18 protein-coding genes are annotated in these 19,095 nt (G+C 60.2%); 8 read left to right on the top strand and 10 right to left on the bottom strand.

Annotated elements, in window-relative coordinates; genetic code table 11:
• Nucleotides 1-358: 358 nt before the first annotated feature.
• The 10 genes from CCR95_RS18940 to CCR95_RS18900 all read right to left on the bottom strand — a co-directional run bounded on the left by CCR95_RS18940 (nucleotide 359) and on the right by CCR95_RS18900 (nucleotide 8,241).
• Complete coding sequence (locus CCR95_RS18940; RefSeq protein WP_242523349.1) at nucleotides 359-1,240, bottom strand: DNA ligase; 882 nt, start codon at nucleotides 1,238-1,240, stop codon at nucleotides 359-361.
• Between the two features lie 113 nt (nucleotides 1,241-1,353).
• Nucleotides 1,354-2,202, bottom strand: coding sequence for a protein phosphatase 2C domain-containing protein (locus CCR95_RS18935; protein WP_201097384.1), 849 nt, complete (start codon nucleotides 2,200-2,202; stop codon nucleotides 1,354-1,356).
• A gap of 5 nt (nucleotides 2,203-2,207) precedes the next feature.
• On the bottom strand, nucleotides 2,208-2,912 hold the full coding sequence (locus tag CCR95_RS18930; RefSeq protein WP_201097382.1) for a vWA domain-containing protein: 705 nt from the start codon (nucleotides 2,910-2,912) through the stop codon (nucleotides 2,208-2,210).
• 226 nt (nucleotides 2,913-3,138) lie between these two features.
• Nucleotides 3,139-3,483, bottom strand: a complete 345-nt coding sequence (locus CCR95_RS18925) for an HVO_A0114 family putative DNA-binding protein (protein WP_201097380.1) — start codon at nucleotides 3,481-3,483, stop codon at nucleotides 3,139-3,141.
• Nucleotides 3,480-3,761 (bottom strand): toxin-antitoxin system TumE family protein, encoded by a 282-nt coding sequence (locus tag CCR95_RS18920; protein ID WP_201097378.1) that lies wholly within the window; start codon nucleotides 3,759-3,761, stop codon nucleotides 3,480-3,482. Before CCR95_RS18920 ends, CCR95_RS18925 begins: the two co-directional genes overlap by 4 nt.
• A 146-nt stretch (nucleotides 3,762-3,907) precedes the next feature.
• Nucleotides 3,908-4,039 carry a hypothetical protein gene (locus CCR95_RS25950; protein ID WP_276570286.1) on the bottom strand — a complete coding sequence of 44 codons (132 nt, stop codon included), beginning with the start codon at nucleotides 4,037-4,039 and terminating at the stop codon, nucleotides 3,908-3,910.
• Entirely contained in the window at nucleotides 4,036-4,263 is a 228-nt protein-coding gene (locus tag CCR95_RS18915) for a DUF433 domain-containing protein (protein WP_201097376.1), read from the bottom strand. Before CCR95_RS18915 ends, CCR95_RS25950 begins: the two co-directional genes overlap by 4 nt.
• 286 nt (nucleotides 4,264-4,549) lie before the next feature.
• Nucleotides 4,550-5,596 (bottom strand): Lcl C-terminal domain-containing protein, encoded by a 1,047-nt coding sequence (locus tag CCR95_RS18910; RefSeq protein ID WP_201097374.1) that lies wholly within the window; start codon nucleotides 5,594-5,596, stop codon nucleotides 4,550-4,552.
• Nucleotides 5,597-5,616: 20 nt separating this feature from the next.
• The gene (locus tag CCR95_RS18905; RefSeq protein WP_201097373.1) at nucleotides 5,617-6,933 is read right to left on the bottom strand and encodes a protein kinase domain-containing protein; all 1,317 of its coding nucleotides are present in this window, start codon (nucleotides 6,931-6,933) and stop codon (nucleotides 5,617-5,619) included.
• A 78-nt stretch (nucleotides 6,934-7,011) separates the two neighbouring features.
• Nucleotides 7,012-8,241, bottom strand: coding sequence for an IS1096 element passenger TnpR family protein (locus CCR95_RS18900; RefSeq protein WP_201097370.1), 1,230 nt, complete (start codon nucleotides 8,239-8,241; stop codon nucleotides 7,012-7,014).
• A 439-nt stretch (nucleotides 8,242-8,680) separates the two neighbouring features.
• On the opposite strand from CCR95_RS18900, the gene CCR95_RS18895 reads away from it, so the two are divergent.
• From CCR95_RS18895 to CCR95_RS18860, 8 genes are all read left to right on the top strand, one after another.
• Complete coding sequence (locus tag CCR95_RS18895) at nucleotides 8,681-9,964, top strand: CoB--CoM heterodisulfide reductase iron-sulfur subunit A family protein (protein WP_201097369.1); 1,284 nt, start codon at nucleotides 8,681-8,683, stop codon at nucleotides 9,962-9,964.
• 3 nt (nucleotides 9,965-9,967) lie between these two features.
• Complete coding sequence (locus CCR95_RS18890) at nucleotides 9,968-12,253, top strand: hydrogenase iron-sulfur subunit (RefSeq protein ID WP_201097367.1); 2,286 nt, start codon at nucleotides 9,968-9,970, stop codon at nucleotides 12,251-12,253.
• Nucleotides 12,254-12,457: 204 nt separating this feature from the next.
• Nucleotides 12,458-13,084 (top strand): 4Fe-4S dicluster domain-containing protein, encoded by a 627-nt coding sequence (locus CCR95_RS18885; RefSeq protein WP_201097365.1) that lies wholly within the window; start codon nucleotides 12,458-12,460, stop codon nucleotides 13,082-13,084.
• Nucleotides 13,085-13,100: 16 nt separating this feature from the next.
• Complete coding sequence (locus CCR95_RS18880; RefSeq protein ID WP_201097363.1) at nucleotides 13,101-14,000, top strand: CoB--CoM heterodisulfide reductase iron-sulfur subunit B family protein; 900 nt, start codon at nucleotides 13,101-13,103, stop codon at nucleotides 13,998-14,000.
• Between the two features lie 136 nt (nucleotides 14,001-14,136).
• Entirely contained in the window at nucleotides 14,137-14,397 is a 261-nt protein-coding gene (locus CCR95_RS18875; RefSeq protein WP_201097361.1) for an AbrB/MazE/SpoVT family DNA-binding domain-containing protein, read from the top strand.
• Nucleotides 14,384-14,833, top strand: a complete 450-nt coding sequence (locus CCR95_RS18870; protein ID WP_201097359.1) for a type II toxin-antitoxin system VapC family toxin — start codon at nucleotides 14,384-14,386, stop codon at nucleotides 14,831-14,833. Before CCR95_RS18875 ends, CCR95_RS18870 begins: the two co-directional genes overlap by 14 nt.
• Nucleotides 14,830-15,801, top strand: a complete 972-nt coding sequence (locus CCR95_RS18865; protein ID WP_201097357.1) for a DUF1848 domain-containing protein — start codon at nucleotides 14,830-14,832, stop codon at nucleotides 15,799-15,801. The genes CCR95_RS18870 and CCR95_RS18865 overlap by 4 nt, the downstream gene beginning before the upstream one ends.
• An 11-nt stretch (nucleotides 15,802-15,812) precedes the next feature.
• Nucleotides 15,813-18,959 (top strand): DEAD/DEAH box helicase, encoded by a 3,147-nt coding sequence (locus CCR95_RS18860; RefSeq protein WP_201097355.1) that lies wholly within the window; start codon nucleotides 15,813-15,815, stop codon nucleotides 18,957-18,959.
• Nucleotides 18,960-19,095: the final 136 nt, after the last annotated feature.

Below are 19,095 nucleotides of genomic sequence, written 5' to 3'. Positions count from 1 at the left end.
TGGGCGGGTTGGTCTTGCATAGAGTCGAACCTGGAAGGGGACTGAAAGATGACGGGCTCGGAAGGCGGAACTCGCTTCTGTCATTGCCCTGGTGCTGCTTGGCGCTGGGTCGATCCAGCTCGTCTTGGGTGCGGATTCTAACGCAGCAGCAGACAAACCTTTGCGCTCGATGACGTCGGGCAGCGTTAAACCCGTCTCGGTCATCACGGCTGGCGGGACGAAATCCGGCGAAAGGCAGGGCCGAGCCAGCCCGTCTGCTGTAGAGACAAGGCAATGCCTTGTCTCTACCCCGCGTCGTGTGGCGTCGCGAGGACAGGCGATACGAAGTGCGTATTCGGACTTTACTCGTCGCCGTGGTTTATTCCTCCGCGCGCACCCGCAGAAAACTGGCGAAGCGCGGAATTCCTTTGTCCGTATAGCCCAGATACTTGTAGGTCACCAGACTGCCAAGCGGTGGCGGCTCGCGCCGCTCGGCATCCGTGAAACCGGTTCCGAGACGAAAACGCCGTCCATTGGCATCCTCCACCAGCAGCGCGCCGAGCATCCCCGCGTATTTTCCCTGACCAGGCAGATATTCGATCACCCGCGCCTCGGCATCCTGATAAGGCTTGACCTTGAGCAGGTCATCCGTGCGCCCTGCCCGATAGTCCGCGCCATCGCGATGTAGCATGAGCCCCTCGCCGCCGGCCTGGACGACCGCATCCAGACGCGCCATCAGATCCGCGTGGTTCGCGATCCGGACTTGTTCGACGGGGACAAGATGGGGATTGGCCGCGTCGGCAAGCACCTGTCGCAACCGCTGGAGCCGCTGACCGAATGGCGCGTCGAGATCCGGCAGATCGAAGACCATGAAGCGGATCTCCCGCCAGTCGTCCGGCGCGGGCTCCAGTCGCCGCACCGTTCCCGACAGACGCTCGAAGGTTCCGCGTCCCATCCAGAGTTCGCCATCCAGCGGAATCGCGGGAAATCCCGCCGTGAACCCGTCGGGCGACTGGATCGGACGCCCACCACGGCTGATCAGGCGTGCGCCATCCCAATAGGCGCGCACACCGTCGAGCTTCTCGCTGACCCAATAGGCCGACAGATCGACGCCTTCGGTGTAAACGCTCGCCAGCATCAGCGCAGGCTTCGCCGTCGGCTGGACAGCGATGCTGGACGAGTCCGCCGATCCGGGCTCCACGAGAAGACAACAGAGCAGCGCAAGCCACCAGGGTAGGCCACGGATTCGCGAGAATGACATTGGTCGGGATCTCCTTTCAGCAGCCGAAAACGGCATCGATCGCTTCCAGGGCTTGCGTGTCGGGTATCGGCATCGGAGAAGGCGATTGGTACGCCCCCAATTTCCGGACTCGGCTAGAACTGGGCAACCGGTCGCCACAGAAGACCCAGCGTGATGTCGTCGCCACTGCCCTGTTGCGAGGCTTCGTTCAGCCAATCCTTCAGATGGGGTCTCACCGCTTCCTCGCCCTCATCGCGCAAGAGTTCCCAATAGTCACGCGCGACCTGCTGAAACCCGGCCTCGTCGCGGTAGGCATTGGCGTAACCGTCGGTGGCCGCCAGGATCAGCGCGGGCGGGGCGCCAGCCAAGGTCTGAAAGCGCACCCGCACCTCGTTCCACGCCTTGGGCGAACAGAGCGAGGTCGTTTCATTGGCGATCAGGCGTGCATCCTGGGGGATCGGACGCGTGATCTCGCCCTCAGCGGACACCGTGAGAAAGTCGCCATCGCCCAGTTGGAGATAGAGGATAAAGCCCGGAGCCACGACCACGGCCAGCAGGGTCGAACCATAGGCTAGCGACGGATATGATTCCACTTGCTGCCGAGCGGCTGTGTCGAGCGTCTCCAACTCGGCTGAGGTAAAGGGCTGGCGCTGGAGCGACCGGTTTACCCCTTCCAGCCAGTGTCGCACCAGTTCCAAGGGCAACTGCTCTTCCGCCCAGCGTTTGATCTGCGATGGGCGATCCAGCTTGAACAGATGCCCGCAGACTTTTTGCGCCACCACCACGGCTAACCGTGCACCGCTCCGGCTGCGAAAGCTCTTGGCGCTGCCGTGACCATCCGCCAAGGACACCAGCAAGGCTCGGCCAGCATCGAGCCGAACGATGCGTACCGCGTCCTGATTGGGCAGGCCGGCACGTTCATGGGCCGCGCCGCGCACACTGGCCCGGAGCGTTCGCCACGCCGGGAGGGCGGAATCGGTCACCGGCGTTACCACACATCATCCGCCGACTGCGGGCCGGCGGCCGTGACCGGCGGGGCCGGGATCGGGACATTGAGCCCGGCCACCACTCCGCTCGCCTGACTGGCCGGGGCGGAGGCGGACTTGAGCACGGCGGTCGAGACCCATTTGATATGACGCACCAACGCCTCGGGGTTGTTGGCCTGCAAAGGTTTCAATTCCGGGTGTCCGATGAAGGTCTGCAAGACCTCGGTATCGGCGTCCTCGCCAATGGCGATGGCGATCCGCACCGCCTTTTTGCCCCAGGGTTCAGCCATCAGCATCCGCAGTCCCCCGTTGAAATCGTCGGTCGGACAGCCGTCGGAGATCAAGACCAGCACCGGCGGCAGGGCGCGATCGCTCATCGGGGGGATCCGCAGTTGTTCGGCCAGCATGCCCAACGCCCGGCCGAGATCGGTCACGCCATCCGCCGGCAGGTCGGTCCACTTGAAATCGGCCACCGGCGTTGGCTGCGAAACATGCCACTGCGCCCCGCTGGAGAATTTCAGCGCCCGCACCAGCACCTCGGCGTTGGGGTTCTCGTCGGCCACCGTGCGCATGTGCGGCAGCGCCTCGCGGATCGCGTTATTGAGCGCCTGAATCTTGCCGTCGATCGACATGGAGCCGGAGCAGTCGGCGATCCAGATGAAATGCAATGGGCGGGTTGCCAGTTCGCCTCCGGGTCGTTTGGCCATGCGTGAACTCCTTGTTACTGAGATGAGGGGATTCGTCATCGACTCATTCGCGACCTGCTCCCAAGGCTTCCTTGGGAATACCATCGACGAAGCGCTGCTTCGAGTCGCGTCAGGATCGGGAAACAGAGCTTCCGAGGGCTGGGTTCCCAAGCGGAGAGACAGTGAAAATATTCTCGCGGTAGAGGAGCCGCAGATGAGCAATCATCCGCGACCACCTAGCCCCTAGCTAAGCCGCTCTCGCCAACGTCATGTGAATTTCCAGCGTCTCGAATGGAACCTGAATCCTGTCGTCATCCCCTCGCTCAATCAAGCCAAGCTCGATCAAGCGCAGGGTATCCGTCTGCACAGTCGAATCATTGCGCCCCGTTGCCTTGGCTAGTGCATCGATGCGGCATGGCCCGAGACGCGCCAAGGCATTGAGCAGATCCAAGCGCGCAGGCGTGATATCCAAAAACAACGTATGTGCCGATTCGAAACTTAGGACATAGTCAGCGTTGCCGCCCGCCGCCAGATCGGCCAAGGCCGCATCGAACACCCCTTCCGCATGCGCAATATCGATAATCGCCTTCATCGGTTCCACCTCGACACATCCGCCCGGAAGTCCGCGATCAAACGCTCCGGGGTCGTAAAATCATAGGGTTCTTCGCAATCGCCGAGGTGTCGGTGATCCCCCTTGCCACGCTCATTGTCATAGCGCACTACACAAACGCCATCGATCACATAGGCAAGCCGGTATTTGAAGCGATGTTGGCAAGGGGGAACCGGCTCGGGCGTCTCCCAGATCACCAGATGCACTCGGCTTCCGTCGTCACGGCGTTCACAACGGTTCGTGAGCGGCTTGGCTTTCATGCCTGGCATCTTAACGGTAGATCGCCGGCATGCAACATGGGCCGCGAGGAAAACTCCAGGCGTTCGTACAGATTCCGCAACCGTAAGGCACAATCGACCGACGTCAGGATCGCCGTCTCGTCGAAACGCCGATCGTCCGTCAACAGCTACTGGCTGTCATCCTGGCGGGCGTCATGTTCCACCCGGCATTCGGTCTGGACTTGCGAAGAGCCGGGATAGCAAGGTTCAATCACAGGGATCATGCGGCGGGATAGATTCTCGTCAAGCAGCAGTTTCATGCCGCCTTGATCCAGGTGACCGTTTTTTCATGTTCAGCGGCAAATGCTAGGCAAGCCATCACATCCTCCTGAGTCAACTCCGGGAAATCGTCGATAATGTCAGACACCGACATGCCATTCGCCAGCCAACCGAGGACATCATAGACGGTGATTCGCAGACCTCGCACACAGGGTTTGCCGCCGCGTTTGCCCGGTTCAATTGTGATCAAATCTTGATAGCGCATCGTACATCTCGCTCTAATTCAGCGGGACGGGGTATTCACCCCGTCCCGCACGGACGATAACTCCAGGCGTTCGTACAGATCCCGTAACGGCAAGGCGCAATCGACCGACGTCTGGTTTTCTCGTTTCCGCGCTCTGCGTGGGAATGCCGTCTTGGCCGCTCCAGCGGTCCGATTACAGGCGTGACGCTGGAGCGTCGGGATTTGCTACCACGCCGGAGTGTGGGAGCCAGAAGAAAACGTTCCGGACGGGGCGAATGCCCCGTCCGGTTTGAGCCAGAAGACAAAGTCACTGTCCTCCGCGCACGAGACGCGCATATTCGGCGTAGCTCTTACCGTTGTAGCCGACGTGGCCATTGCCGAAGTCGACTTCCCATGCACTTCTCGGGCTGATGGCGTAGGACGAAGACGACCAAAACCACCCGCCCAGGCGGGGGATGTTGGGAAACACCGCCTGTACGATGGTCGGTCTCACATATTCACCTTCACATGATTCGGCAGTCATCTTCCAGGTCTGGGGCTGGCGACTGGAGCAATACGCCAACGTCTTTAGCTCATCAAGCGTCGGCAGCCGCCAATCATCATGCCCGGCGAACGTGGGCCAGTGCTTCTGCCGACCGTTGGACATTGCCTGATCCCAGGTCATCTTGCTGGCCTCCCCCACGCAGTTTTCTCCACTCCAGGTCTGCCCCTCGCTGCATCGCTTCCACATCAGGTCCGTCGTGGTATCGGTCACGGTGCCATCGCCGTGATCGTAGTAGCGAATTTCAGGTTGTTGTGGCTCCGTGTTGATCTCAGGTAGTTTCGACTCCGTTATTGGCAGTAAAGCCATGCCGAAGGGTAGTAGCACAAGCACGAAAACGAGCACCCCTAGCCATCCGCGTCTGGAACCGTGTGTGCTGGATGGCGACGGTTGATGAACCGCGTGCGTTACAGACAGCGGAGTTGATGGGGTAGGTCGGGCTTTCTGGGCGATGGGCGGCGGGGATGGTGCGACGGGAGCGGACTTGGGGATGGATGATGGCTGCGCGATCACGCCCAATGCGAGCGCCCAGGCATCCACCGCCCACTGCGCCGCCTCGGCGGTCATGGCCAGTTCATCCTCCAGCCGTTTGCCGACCCGCGCCAGCACCATCGACGGCGGCACCCCGGCCGGCGCCTTGAGCAGATCCTCCGCCACCCGGTTTTTCAGGGCGCTGACCAGGACGAAGATCTCCCGCTTGTACTGCCCGCAGTGATCCTTGAGCAAGGCTTCGCAGCGGCGCGGGTCGTCGCACAGCGAACGGCCGTATTCGACGATCAATTCGCGGAGCTTGTCACGGGGTTCGTCGTGCATGGGTCAATTCTCCATCGCCGCTATATCCGAATCTCGCCTTCCATCTGGCCAAAATTGACCTTCACGCCCGCTGCCAGTGAGACACTGCGCCCTGGTTCGACATCGCGCACGGCGTCATCCGTCGCGGTCATTACCCACTTGACGGGCGAAAGATTCTTTAGGCCCCAGAGATCGGGATTCTGTGGGTGCCGCTGGATCGCCGCCAGGGGTTGCGACAGATCGTAGCGCCGCTGCGGGTCCAGGTGATGGGGAAAGAGCTGGGTGTCGTGATTGAGCATGACCACATCCCGTCCCACACGCAGTCGGAACGGGAGCGTCAGGGGTTTTCGACACGACCAGCAGGCACCCGGTTGTCCGCCATTGGTCCGCAAGGCTTCGCCATCGTAGAAGTTTTCCGCCCCGCACTGGCCGCAATAAAGAATGGCATCGCGCAACTGGACCAACGTAGCCCGCCATTCGCTTTCGCGCACGCGGGCATGTGGATCGTGCAGACCGGCGGTAAAGGCGTGGATAAATCGCTCGCGCAAGAAGGACGGATAGAGCGGCCAATATTCCAGGGCATTGTCATGCACGCCGGGCACGGGGCGGTTGGCATCATTGGCGGGGTCGAAAATGAACAGCGGGTCGGTGCCATAGAGCCGCGTCATGGCCGGGAGATCGAAGCATTTGATCGATGCCTCCTGTTGCCCCTCCAGCGGATGATGGATATGGAGCAGGTAGAACAGCAGGACCGACAGCGAGAAGAGATCGGTTTGGGTACTCGGCGAGGCATCGCCCCGGACCACTTCCGGGGCGATGAAGCGTGGTGTACCCAGGACACCGCTGGTCCCTTCGCCATTGATGGCGACGTTGTCGTTATCGCAGACTTGAATATCGCCGGTGTCGGGATCGAAAAAGACATTGCCGAAGGAAATGTCCCGATAGCAGAAGCCTTGGGCGTGGAGTTCCAGAAAGGCTTGAGCCAGTTGCAGGCCAGCGGTCGCGAGTGCTTGAAAAGACGGCTCGATCCGCCGCTTCATCAGATCGACGATGCCTTTGAAGCGCGCCTCGCGCAGCGGCATGATGTAGCCGAAACCGGGCACGTCGGGCGCCGCCGCCAGTTCCATCGGCCAGAGGAATTGGGCGCTGGGCGGGCCTTTGCGGATCAGGGTTTCCAGGCTCTGCCGTTGGGCGAGCGTGGCCTGTTCAGCGAAGTACCACTTGAGCGCGAGTGGCTTGCCGTCGAGCAGGGCGCGGTAGACTTCGCCCTGACCGCCGCCACCGAGGAAGGTCTCGACCGTGCAGGGATGGCCTGAGAGGGTTTGAACGGTGGAGCGCAGTTGCAGGAGTTGGTGCATGCGTCGGTCCCTGATGGTTGTGATGACTTATGGGAGAATGATCAAGGTCGGCGGAACCTCCGCGACCTGCCGCCGCGACTAATGACCATACTGGGCCGGCGCCTTGCCATGTGTCTCCAGCACTACTGGCATTTCCTCCGCTGCTTCGGTGTTCAGACGCTCGGTGACGATCCCGAATTCCCACTGGTCGCCAAAGTCGAACAGGAAATCGATGCGCATCCCCTCGGACAGCGGGAGATCGCCGATTCTCGTCTCGTCCACGAGCGCATTGTCTGAATCGCCCGCCAGATAAGAATGGTCGATCTCGATGGTGCGACCGAAGCGGTCCCGGTAGCTGAAGCGGTACAAATGGTCCGCATCGAAGTCGAAAGCGGAAAGAATCGTGATCGCGAGTTCGTCGAGACTGTCTTCGCCGCCGATGAGGATGCGCCGCCAGCAACCCGCACCCAGCGATACCTTGAACTGGTGCGGACCGGGCTGAAAAGGAGACTCCGGAATCTCCAGCTCCTTGTGCCAACCCGTGATCGCGGGGCGGATGATCTGGCTCCATTGCTCGAAACGCGCCAGTGGCTCGAAGAACCCCTCGAAACCGAGGATCGGCGCGACCGCGTCGGTCTCGGACACCAGCGTTTGCCGGACGAAATGCAGATAGTGACCCAGCAGGGCCTTTCCCCAATCGGTCATGCGTATCCACTCGGGCCGCCACCCTTGACCTTCCGCGGGTGGTATCGCCCGAATCTCGAGCAGGCCGAAACCTTCCATCAGTGCCAAATTGTAGAGACCGGGATAATACCGGAGCCGATCCGCCGCCTGCGGCGTTTCGAACCTCAGGAGGCCGTCTTGCGGAAAGCGCTCGATGAAACCCATGATTTTCGTCAGCGCGTCCCCGCCCCAGGTTTGACGCTCGCCAAGTATTTCTTCCCTGGAACGTCCCCACCAGGCTTTCAGCAAGGCGAAATAGCGCTCTGCGCCATTGAGTGACGACCAGGAGGCCAGGACGACGGGGTCGAGCTGAAGACGCGGTTTCCTGGACTGGGTATCGATCAGGGTCAGGCCACTGGCGCGCAGCAGCAGATACAGACCGTTGATGTACGGATAGGATTTCTGCACCGCGCGTTTCAGACGCAATTCCAGTGGATGCGTCAGACTCCGATTGATCGTCTCCAGACAGCTCAGGGCGAGCAGATGGGCGGGGGTGACCGGCAGGCCCTGGTCGCCCATCAGGCCCAGCAGGGCCTCGAAGTCCTGGAGGATGGTTCCCGGCGCCCGCTGTTCGAAATCCTGTGTTTCGAACACCTTGATTGGCATGGGTGTCGCATCAAGAACCTGGAATCTCTTATTCTCGGGGCGGGGTAAGGGGCGATCAGTGTCCAACATTGGCCTCCAGGGGTGTATCCCCGTGTTCGGAAGGTGGCTTGTCCTGATGTGCGTACCGTGAAAGTCACGCACCGCGCCCGCTCCCGATTGGGATAGGGCCAGGCGAGGGGCATGGGAGTGAATCCGGCGACCCGTCCGCCAGTCTCTGGCAAAGGGATCAGCATAACCCCCCTCTATCAACGCATCAAAAACTACGATGCAAAATTTCAAGGGCCTGCCATAGCCGCGGGCATCCGTGGGGGGTATCTTAGCGAATTCCGATATTCGGGCGTTCGTGCGCACCGGATGACCTGAACGACACAGACTTTCTCCGTGCCTCACCGCTGAGTCGTTCGCCTTAAGCCATATCCGCGAAGACGGAGGAAAGTCCATGACGGCAGTCGTCGCAACCAATGAGACCATTCTGGTGGTCGGCGGTGGCATCAGCGGCATGACCGCTGCGCTGGAAGCCGCCGAGACCGGGAAACGGGTCGTGCTGGTTGAAAAGCGTCCCTATCTGGGTGGCCGCGTCACCCAGCTCTATAAATATTTCCCGAAACTCTGTTTCCCCACCTGCGGCCTGGAAATCAATCAGCGTCGCGCCAAGATGAACCCGAACCTGACCATCCTGACCCTAGCAGAGGTGACAGGGCTCACGGGCAGCGAGGGCGACTACACCGCGACCGTCAAGCTCTCCCCGCGCTATGTCAACGAACGCTGCACCGCCTGCGGCGACTGCGGCACGGCGGTCGAGGCCGAATTCGACGATGACTACAACTATGGTCTCGGCAAGCGTAAGGGCGCCTATCTGCCTTACCGCATGGCGCATCCGGCGCGTTACGTGCTCGATCCAGCCATCATCGGCACCCCGGACGCGGACAAGGCCAAAGCCGCCTGCAAATACGACGCCATCGATCTGGAGATGCGCGAGGAGACCGTTGAATTTCGCTGCGGCGCGGTGATCTGGGCGACCGGCTGGAAGCCTTACGATGCGGCCAAGATCCAGCCCTACGGCTATGACCGGATCGCCAACGTCATCACCAGCGTCGAATTCGAGCGCCTGGCCGACCCCAACGGCCCGACCGGCGGGAAGCTCGTCCGCCCGTCCGATGGCCGCGAGGCGAAAAAGGTCGCCTTCATCCAGTGCGCCGGTTCGCGCGATCGCAACCATCTGCTGCACTGTTCGCGCATCTGCTGCATGGCCTCGCTCAAGCAGGCGACCTATGTCGCCGACGCCTTCGCCGATGACGCCGAGATCAATATCTATTACATCGACCTGCGCGCCATCGACCGTTTCGAGGACTTTTACAACAAGGTTCGCGCCAACCAGAACATCAAGTTCATCAAGTCCAAACCGGCGTCCATTGTCGCCGACAAGGACGGCAACCCGATCGTCCATGGCGTCGACACCGAAGGCTACAACCGCTTCGCCGAGCCGCACGATCTGGTGGTGCTCGCCATCGGTATGGAGCCGGCGGTGGACAAGGACGCCTTCCCGGTGTCGATCGTCATCAACCGCGAGGGCTTCATCGAGGCATCGCCCGAGAACGGCGGCGTCTTCGCGGCGGGTTGTGCGTCCGATGCGCTGGACGTGAACCGATCCGCGCAACATGCCACCGGCGCCGCGCTGCGCGCCATCCAGGTCGTCAACCGCGTCGCCAGGGCGGAGGTCTAACACATGGCAGTCGAAAAGAAATTGGCCGGCTATCTCTGCACCGGCTGCGGGATCGGCGAGCGTCTGGATACCAGTCAGCTCGTGAATATCGCCACCCGCGAAGGGAAGTTTCCGAGCGTCAAACAGCACGCCATGCTGTGTTCGCCCGAGGGCGTCAAGCTGATTCAGGACGACATCGACGCCGGCGAGGCGACGCATCTCATGATCGCCGGCTGTTCGCGGCGCTCCAAGGTCGAAGCCTTCAGTTTCAGGAACGTCGCCATCTCGCGCGCCAATCTGCGCGAGGGTGTCATCTGGGCGCGTCCGGACACGCCAGAGAACACCGAGACCACGCAGGAGATGGCGGACGACTACATCCGCATGGCCTGCGCCGAAGTCAAGTTCATGACCGTGCCGACGCCCTCCGGCGAGCAGGAACTCAACAAGAACATCCTGGTGGTCGGCGGCGGCGTGACCGGCATGACGGCGGCGCTGGAAACGGCGGCGGCCGGTTATCCGGTTCATCTGGTGTGCGACGAGGACGTGCTTGGCGGGGTCTGGAAGGATCTCTACAAGCGCGTGCCCTTCCGCGCCGCCGCGTCCGACGTGCCGAACGGGCGCGATGTCGATCTGCCGGGGCCGGAAGATCCCGGTATCGCGGACATGATCGAGCGCGTTCTGGCCAACGAGCGCATCACGGTCCACCTCAACGCCAAGCTCTCCAAAACCTCTGGCGCGCCGGGTCGCTTCTCCGCCGATATCGACCGTTCATCCGGCCCGACGGTCACCGAGAACTTCGGCGCCATCGTCCAGGCCAGCGATTTCAAGCCCTACGACGCCAACCGGCTGCCTGAGTTCGGCTATGGCAAGACGCCGGACGTGCTCACCAATTTCGAGCTGGAACGTCTGGCCAAGGCGGCCAACGGCGGTCCGCTCAAGCGTCCGTCCGACGGCAAGGTGGTCGAATCGGTCGCCTTTATCCAGTGCGCCGGTCAGCGTTCGGACAAGGAGGGTCATCTACCCTATTGCTCCGGCTTTTGCTGCACCGAGTCGATCAAGCAGGCGATGTACTTCCGGGAGCAGAATCCCGACTGCGACACCACCATTCTGTTCGACGATCTGCGCACCCCCGGCGCAGCGGGTGAGGATTTCTACCGCTGCGGCCAGCAGGCGATGGTCACCTTCACCAAGGGTCAGGCCAGCGCGGTGGTCCAGAACGGCAAGGGGCTCAAGGTCCAGTTCAAGGATCTGATCCTCAACGAAGACACCGAGATGGACTGCGACCTGGTGGTGCTCGCCACCGGTCAGGTGCCCAACAACGGCCCCGATCCCTACGCCCAGCTTGCGGTCGACGAGGCCGAGAGCGAGGAGGAAAAGGAAGCCGCGCGCCAGAAGCTGGCCGTCGCCCCACCGTCGATCCTGAATCTGGACTACCGCCAGGGCACCGACCTGCCGCAGCTCAAGCACGGCTTCCTCGACAGTCATTTCATCTGCTTCCCTTACGAGACGCGGCGCACCGGCATCTATGCCGCCGGCCCGGTGCGGCGTCCGATGGACATGAAACAGGCGATGGAAGACGCGGTCGGCGCCGCCATGAAGGCGATCCAGGCCGCCGAAAGCGCGGCCCAGGGCGCAGCCGTGCATCCGCGCGTGGGCGATCTCAGCTATCCGAGCTTCCGCAAGGAGGGCTGTACCCAGTGCAAGCGCTGCACGGTGGAATGCCCCTTCGGCGCCATCAACGAAGACGAACAGCGCTATCCGGTTTTCAACGAATCGCGCTGCCGGCGCTGCGGTACCTGCATGGGCGCCTGTCCGGTGCGGGTCATCTCCTTCGAGAACTACTCCATCGACAGCGTCAACCAGCAGATCAAGGCGGTCGACATCCCCGACGAGTTCTCCGAAAAGCCGCGCATCCTCTGTCTCGCCTGCGAGAACGACGCCTATCCGGCGCTCGACATGGCCGCCCAGGCCGGAATCGAGACCACGCCCTTTGTCCGGGTGGTCCCGGTGCGCTGTCTCGGCTCGGTGAGCCTGTCCTGGATCACCGACTCGCTCAACTCCGGCTACGACGGCATCGTGCTCATGGGCTGCCGGCGCGACGAGGACTATCAGTGCCACTTCGTGCGCGGCTCGGCGATTGCGGCTGAACGGCTCAGTAAGGTCGGCGACACCCTCACCCAGCTCAACCTGGAGCCCGAGCGCGTCGTGGTCCACGAGGTCGCCATTACCGATTTGGCACGGGCGCCGCGGTTGCTCAACGAGATGGCCGAGATGATCGGCAAGATCGGCATGAGTCCGTTCAAATTCTAAATCGCGACCGGCGCGACCGGCACGGCGTGTGTCTTGACTGAACCTCGGGAGCACAAAACGCCGCGTCAGGGTCGCGATTTAGAAGCGTCAATTTATTAATCGATTTAAATCGCGTCTCCACCGATGGCCGTGAGTGGCGATGAGTCCAAGATCACTCGAACCCGACCTGTCGTGCGGGACGCGATTTAACCGGAGAACCTTTCCATGGGCGACCTGAATACCGCAATGATCGAGAAGTATCGCAACCGCTTCTTGAAGGAGGTCGAGGCGAACGTCGAAGAAGGCGAGTGGGTCAAGATGTGCATGCAGTGCGGCGTCTGCTCCGGCTCCTGCCCGCTCGGCAAGTTCTGGGAGCATCCGCCGCAGGAGATCTTCATGATGATCCGCGCCGGCAAGCGCGACGAGGTGCTGTCCTCCGAATCGGTCTGGATGTGCACCTCCTGCTACAACTGCATCGTGCGCTGTCCGCGCGAGTTGCCGATCACCCACATCATGCACGGCCTGGCCCACTACGCCAAACGGCTCGGACTGGTTCCGAAGAACCAGCCCACCGCCAAGTTCGCCCAGATGTTCTGGGACAACCTCATGGTCAAGGGCCGCGTCAACGAGCTGAAACTGGGGCTGAATCTCTACTTCATGAACGGCATCGGCGACGGCGTCAAGGTCGCGCTCAAGAACCAGAAGATCGGCCTGGGCATGCTGAAGAGCAAACGCATGAATCCCCTGGAAGCCGTGGGCGGTCATGCCGTCAAGGATCTGAAAGGCTTCCATGCGGTGCTGAAAAAAGCCCAGGAACTCGAAGACAAACGCCTCGCCGATCACGGCGCCTGAGTTGGAGAATCGTCCCATGGCCAAGCGTCAATACTCGTTCTATCCCGGTTGCTCCTCGCAAAAGGGCGCGTCCTCCTCCAACTATCTGATCTCGGTCCAGACCATGTGCGAGGAACTGGAGGTTCAGCTCAACGAGATCCCCGACTGGAACTGCTGCGCCGCCTCCATCGGCTACGCCGGCGGCGGCGAACTGCCGCGCCTGACCCTCTCCGCGCGCAACCTGGCCTTGAGCGAGCAGCACAACCCCGGCCAGGACGTCGTCGCCACCTGCGCCGCCTGCTGGCTTTCCACCCGCGAGGCCCAGGAGCGGCTGCACGAAGACCAGTCGCTGCTGGCCGAGGCCAACACCGCGCTCGCCGAGGCCGGGCTTAAGCTCACCAAAGAGATGCCGATCAAGCACATGGCGGAGGTGCTGATCGAGGACATCGGCTACGCGGAACTGGGCGCCAAGGTCAAGCGTCCGCTCGCAGGGATCAAGATCGCAGGCTACGTCGGCTGTCAGACCAACCGCCCCTTCGGCATCGCTGGCGAGTCGTTCGAAAACCCTAAATATCTCGACCAACTGGTCGAGACCCTAGGCGGCGACTCGATCCCGGACTATGAAAAAAAGGTGCAATGCTGCGGCGGCGCGCTCGCCTTTTCCGAACCCGAAAAATCGCAAGAGATGGTCAAGGGCATCATCGAAGCGGCCTACGACCATGGGGCCGATCTCATCGTCACCCCCTGTCCGGTGTGCCAGATGAACGTCGAGGTCTATCAGGATCAGATCAACCAGACCTACGGGACTCAATTCAAGATGCCGGTGGTCTATTACTCGACCCTGATGGCGGTCGCCTATGGGCGCTCGGCCAAGGATGCTGCGCTCAATGGGCAGGTGATTCCGGCGAAGAAGCTGGAGGCGATTGCGGGGAAGTAGATCGACTGGATCTTCCTCGTGACTGAGAAAGCCCGCGGATGCGGGCTTTTTTGGTTTCGCCAACTCCGCCAATGGGCATCCCGATTGCGTTGACATACACTTCGACATCTTACTGAGTAGGATGAGAGAGAAGGCAATGTCGACCGTAACAGTTTCTGACAAGGGCCAAGTGGTCATCCCCGCCGCGATCCGCCAACGGCTCGGGATCGCACCGGGTAGCAAACTGGATTTTGAGTTGGAAGGCGACAGCATCCGGGTCCGGATGCTCCGCGCGATCAAGCCGACACGCCCCGAAGACGGCTTCGGACTGCTGAGGTGTGATCAGTCCGGAGAACGCAATCTATCCGACTTCGACGTCGCCACCGCGATGCGGGACGAGCGCGATGATCGCCCTTGATACCAACATCCTGGCCCGGTTCTATGTCGAGGATCCCGGCGATCCGGAGGCGGCCAAGCAACGACCGATCGCCTACGAGATTTTCACCACGAGCCCGAGCCTCTTCGTTCCGCTCACCGTCGTGCTGGAACTCGAATGGGTGCTGCGTGCCTTCTACCGCTTTGACGCCGCCCAGGTCACCCAGGTGATGGAGCACCTGCTGGGGCTGCCGAACGTCAATGTGGAAGAAGTCGACCGGATCGCGGCCGCGTTGGAGCATCTCGGTCAGGGACTGGATTTTGCCGATGCGCTGCATCTCGCTGGCAGCCGTCACTGCGAAGCGCTCTATACCTTCGATGACCGTCGGTTTGCGCGCCGCGCACAGCGTCTGTCTAGGCGTCCGAGCGTCGTAGTCCCGAAGACCTTCCCCAATCTACCTGGGCCGGATGCAACATGAAAATCCGCATCGTCAGCGCAAGTCGCCGAACCGACATCCCCGCTTACTACGGATCATGGTTTATGAATCGTGTCCGCGCCGGTTGGTGCGCGGTCCCGAATCCGTTCAACAGCAAACAGGTCTCGCGTGTCGAATTTAATCCAAGGGAGACGGTTTTTGTCTTCTGGACCCGCTGGGCCAGTCCTTTCATCAAGCATCTCGATGAACTGGAACGACTTGGCTATCGCTTCTATTTTCAATACACGCTCATCAATAACCCGAAGGCCATCGACCCCAACTCGCCACCATTCGGGAAGGCGATTGATGCCTTCCGCCGCCTCGCTGACCGCCTTGGGCCAGAGCGATTGATCTGGCGCTACGACCCCATCCTCCTGTCGCAAGCCACGGATCACGCCTTTCATCTGGAGAATTTCTCCTCTATCGCTGAGCGGTTGGAGGGCGCGACCAAATGCGTCGTCGTCAGCATCGTCGATCCCTATGACAAGGCCGCGCATCGGCTGAATCAATTAGGCAAGGAGCAGCCCTGTTTCCAATACATCCCCTATCAGGCCGAACGGGATGCGCCCCTGTTCATGCGTCTCGCGGAGATCGCCCGCAATCATGGTCTGACGATTCAATCCTGTGCCGAAGAAATCGATCTGACATCGGTCGGTATCCAGCCGGGCAAATGTATCGACGACAATCTCATTCGCGCATTATTTGGAATCGATGTCAGTCATAAAAAAGACAAGGGACAGCGTAGTGCCTGCGGTTGTGTCGAGAGCCGCGAGATTGGCATGTACGATTCCTGTCTGTTCGGTTGCACTTACTGTTACGCCACGCGCAGCTTCGCGGCGGCTGAAAAAAACCACGCCGCCCATGACTTTGAGTCTGAATCCTTACTCGGCAACCATCGTGCGCCGCCCCCCAAGATTAAGCCATCCTCGTCCTCGGTCGTCATTCCTGTTCAGTCTGATTTGTTCGATTAGGACTTCTGAGCATGGACGCCTACTCGCCCGAGATCATCGGAACGCTGGAAACTCTCATCGTGCCTGGCAAACAGGTCCGGATTTCGCCTTATGTGGAGGCGATGCAGTTCCAGCGATTGTTTGGCGAAAGTCCGGACCCGAAGAACCGTTTCGAGAGTGCCCGCGCCATCCTCGACGCCAACCAGAAAAAAGTCGCTGAACTTGTCGAGATTTGGGGGGACTTTGTCAACGGCGAGAAGAAATTTCGCGCTGAAATTTATGATGACGGCTTCCTGGATGCCTATCTGGCCTACTATCTCACGGTCAATGTCGGCAAGTTGCAGATCCTGTTCTTGGAACTGCTGCGTCAGCGTCTCCTTCCGCCGCGCTTTTCTCTGCTGGATGTCGGCATTGCATCTGGTACGACATTCACCGCCTTGCTAGATTTCGTCGCGGCTTGGGAAAGCGTTTGCCTGCTGCATGACACGGTTTGTCCAATCGAGTCCATCGAGATGATCGGTGTCGATGCCCAGCCATCCTGCCTGAATTACAGTCGTCAAGCCGTCACCACCCTTGTAGATTTGATTGCAGCGTCTGACACATCCGGGTTGCCATTTACGGCTTGGGCGAAGGAATCACGGTGGATCGAGCAGAGTATCGGTCAGGCACCTCTGGAGATACCCAAAAATCCAACACTGTTCGTCTGTTCGAACATTCTGAGCGAGGACGGCATGGAAGGCCAGGGACACGCAACGATTGAGCAGGCCGTTCGCAATCTACCGCACCAGAGCATTATTTTGCTTCTGGAACCCGGCGACAAACCACGTTCGATAAAACTCAATCAATGGCGTGTGCGACTGCTTAATGATGATCCCGCGCTGCATCTCGTCGGTCCTTGCGGGCAGGAGTACGAATCGCGTGTTCCTCAACACTGCGGTTCCTGCTGGAACGCCCGTCGCGAGTCGCTGCACCGTCCGCTGCTATATCAACGCTTTTGCGAAGAAGCCGAGAAGCAACCGCAAGGAGGAAATCCGAAGTGGCAGGTAGACCACGAAAACCACCTTCTGTCGTGGAGTTATCTGTGTTTTGTCCGGAGCGCGGCCTGGCAAATTCCTCAAACACCCTCGATTCCTCCTGGCGGAATTCTTACCCGATTCATCGGACGCTATCGCGCCAACCAGACCAATCAATATCACCCGGCAGCCGATAGCGAAACGATCCCGGTTGCCAGTGAGACCATCAAATTCTGTCCGGCGATTTGTGGCGATCAATACAAGGCACTGACACTGGGCAGGGTGCCTGGTTTCGTGATGCCGCTAATGGCGTTTGGACAAACTGTCCAGATTCAGGGGGCAATTGAGCAAGACTCGGTATATCTCCGCGCCGGAAAAGTCCGAGCGGAATCCGTTCAGCCTGTGCAGATGGATACTCCGAGCGATTTTTTGACTGCATATTCGGCAACAGTTCGTCGTGGAATCGATTCCGTTGCCTATCGCCTCTTCGGATTCCCAGGCATGCGCGAATTTCAGCATCAAATCCTGGAGCGCGTCCTGACGGGAAAATCTATCTTCGGCATTGCCGCCACGGGTGGTGGCAAGAGTGAATGTTTTATCCTGCCAGCGATGTTGTTGCCAGGAATGACGGTTGTTATCTCGCCGTTAAAATCCCTCATGCAAGATCAATACGATCAGCGTCTCTGCGCACGTTATGGGCTGGATACGCTGGCGACCTTTATCAACTCCAGCATCTCATTCCAGGAGAAAGAGACTCGCATCCGACGGATGGAGCTCGGCTATTACAAACTCGTCTATCTGACCCCCGAACAATGCGTCCAGACTCGTATCTTGGACAGTCTGCGTCGCGCCGACCAAGCGGTCGGCTTTCGCTATCTCGCCCTCGACGAAGCTCATTGTATCAGCCACTGGGGTCATGACTTTCGCCCCGCCTACCTCAACCTTTTAGCACGGATCAACCAGCATCAACTCCAGCCCGTTCGGATCGCACTGACCGCCACGGCCAGTCAGCAAGTACGCCGCGATATCTGCGACGAATTATCCCTCAACCGGCAACCATTGGAGCAAGGCGGCGATCTGTTTGTTTACTCAGCGAATCGACCAGAGTTGAACCTGATCGTCAAGTTCACTGGTACCGTTCGGGAGAAGGTCGAGGATCTGGAAGCTCGACTAAAGCGGTTGCTTCGTGACAATCAAAGTAATCGTTGTCCGGGTGCCGCAATCATTTTTATGCCCCACACTGGGCCGGGAGAAGCCACGTCGACGAATTACAAAGGCGAACGACAGGATTTTTCTGGACGGCGGACTGTCGCGCATTTTGCGAGCCATCTTGAACGTGCGTTGCACAAGCGGGTTGGCATCTATCACGGCAAGATGGAAGACAACGCCGAGGAGGTCCCGGACACCGAAACGCCATCACGGGATCAAGGCCGCATCACCGCACTGCCACATGAATTGGGCGAGATTCGAGATCGCAATCGCCGTGATGAGCAGGAACGCTTCATTCGTGGCGATACCGACATCATGGTCGCCACGAAAGGTTTCGGCATGGGGATCGATAAACCGAATATCCGGCTCGTGCTGCACCATTCCACGCCAGGAAACCTGGAGGCATACACCCAAGAGGCGGGACGCGCCGGTCGTGATGGCGATTTTGCAGATGTGGTGCTTTATTTCAGCCCGCAGCCCGTTGGTGATGCCAGCGGGCAAGGGCAATCAGACTCCGAGATTCAGCGTTTCTTTCTCGATCAGAAATATGTTAGAGAACTCGATGTTCGCGCGATCCGCCATTTCCTGAAAACCAGGGTGGAACAGGCGGATGCGTTCCATTTGTCAGGGCGACTCTATTTCACGGCCGACGAGGTCATTTCCCATTTCAATCAGATCATGGCAAAGGGCTATTCCTGGCCTGATTTCCCGCCTCGCCAACCCGCAAGAGGCTGGGAAAGCCCGGATCATCGGCTGATTCTGGACCGTGGTCATGATTACGAGAATCGGGTCAATTTAATCACTCGCATCCTTTCCGTCTGTTACGAAATACGCCCCCTGGTTGACGGGCATCGGGTGAGCCTGCTTGACCGCGTGGACAGCGTTGGATCGTTCATCAAGGGAGCGAGGATTGAGAACGCAAACGCAATTCTTGCTTCTAACCCGGATATTTCATAGACCTGTGGGCAGGTCCAGAAACCGACGATCTTGGTGGGGTTCAAAGGCGATTCAGTCGCCAGGAGGGGGGCCGACGCGGGCGAAGCGGGCGGATTGAACCCTTGACGGTCGGAACAGGGCGGCCTGGGCGCCCTGG

The organism is Thiocystis minor, from assembly GCF_016653465.1.
GTDB lineage: Bacteria > Pseudomonadota > Gammaproteobacteria > Chromatiales > Chromatiaceae > Chromatium > Chromatium minus.
Note: the sequence above shows the minus strand (reverse complement) of the source record. Positions and strands in the feature narration are given on the sequence as shown.

Bases quoted from the DNA above. Each gene is read 5' to 3' on its own strand.
- CCR95_RS18890 (WP_201097367.1), top strand. From the start codon at position 9,968: ATGGCAGTCGAAAAGAAATTGGCCGGCTATCTCTGCACCGGCTGCGGG.
- CCR95_RS18910 (WP_201097374.1), bottom strand. From the start codon at position 5,596: ATGCACGACGAACCCCGTGACAAGCTCCGCGAATTGATCGTCGAATAC.
- CCR95_RS18885 (WP_201097365.1), top strand. From the start codon at position 12,458: ATGGGCGACCTGAATACCGCAATGATCGAGAAGTATCGCAACCGCTTC.
- CCR95_RS25950 (WP_276570286.1), bottom strand. From the start codon at position 4,039: ATGAAACTGCTGCTTGACGAGAATCTATCCCGCCGCATGATCCCTGTG.
- CCR95_RS18870 (WP_201097359.1), top strand. From the start codon at position 14,384: ATGATCGCCCTTGATACCAACATCCTGGCCCGGTTCTATGTCGAGGAT.
- CCR95_RS18930 (WP_201097382.1), bottom strand. From the start codon at position 2,912: ATGGCCAAACGACCCGGAGGCGAACTGGCAACCCGCCCATTGCATTTC.
- CCR95_RS18940 (WP_242523349.1), bottom strand. From the start codon at position 1,240: ATGTCATTCTCGCGAATCCGTGGCCTACCCTGGTGGCTTGCGCTGCTC.
- CCR95_RS18920 (WP_201097378.1), bottom strand. From the start codon at position 3,761: ATGAAAGCCAAGCCGCTCACGAACCGTTGTGAACGCCGTGACGACGGA.
- CCR95_RS18860 (WP_201097355.1), top strand. From the start codon at position 15,813: ATGGACGCCTACTCGCCCGAGATCATCGGAACGCTGGAAACTCTCATC.
- CCR95_RS18880 (WP_201097363.1), top strand. From the start codon at position 13,101: ATGGCCAAGCGTCAATACTCGTTCTATCCCGGTTGCTCCTCGCAAAAG.
- CCR95_RS18875 (WP_201097361.1), top strand. From the start codon at position 14,137: ATGTCGACCGTAACAGTTTCTGACAAGGGCCAAGTGGTCATCCCCGCC.
- CCR95_RS18915 (WP_201097376.1), bottom strand. From the start codon at position 4,263: ATGCGCTATCAAGATTTGATCACAATTGAACCGGGCAAACGCGGCGGC.
- CCR95_RS18865 (WP_201097357.1), top strand. From the start codon at position 14,830: ATGAAAATCCGCATCGTCAGCGCAAGTCGCCGAACCGACATCCCCGCT.
- CCR95_RS18900 (WP_201097370.1), bottom strand. From the start codon at position 8,241: ATGCCAATCAAGGTGTTCGAAACACAGGATTTCGAACAGCGGGCGCCG.
- CCR95_RS18905 (WP_201097373.1), bottom strand. From the start codon at position 6,933: ATGCACCAACTCCTGCAACTGCGCTCCACCGTTCAAACCCTCTCAGGC.
- CCR95_RS18925 (WP_201097380.1), bottom strand. From the start codon at position 3,483: ATGAAGGCGATTATCGATATTGCGCATGCGGAAGGGGTGTTCGATGCG.
- CCR95_RS18895 (WP_201097369.1), top strand. From the start codon at position 8,681: ATGACGGCAGTCGTCGCAACCAATGAGACCATTCTGGTGGTCGGCGGT.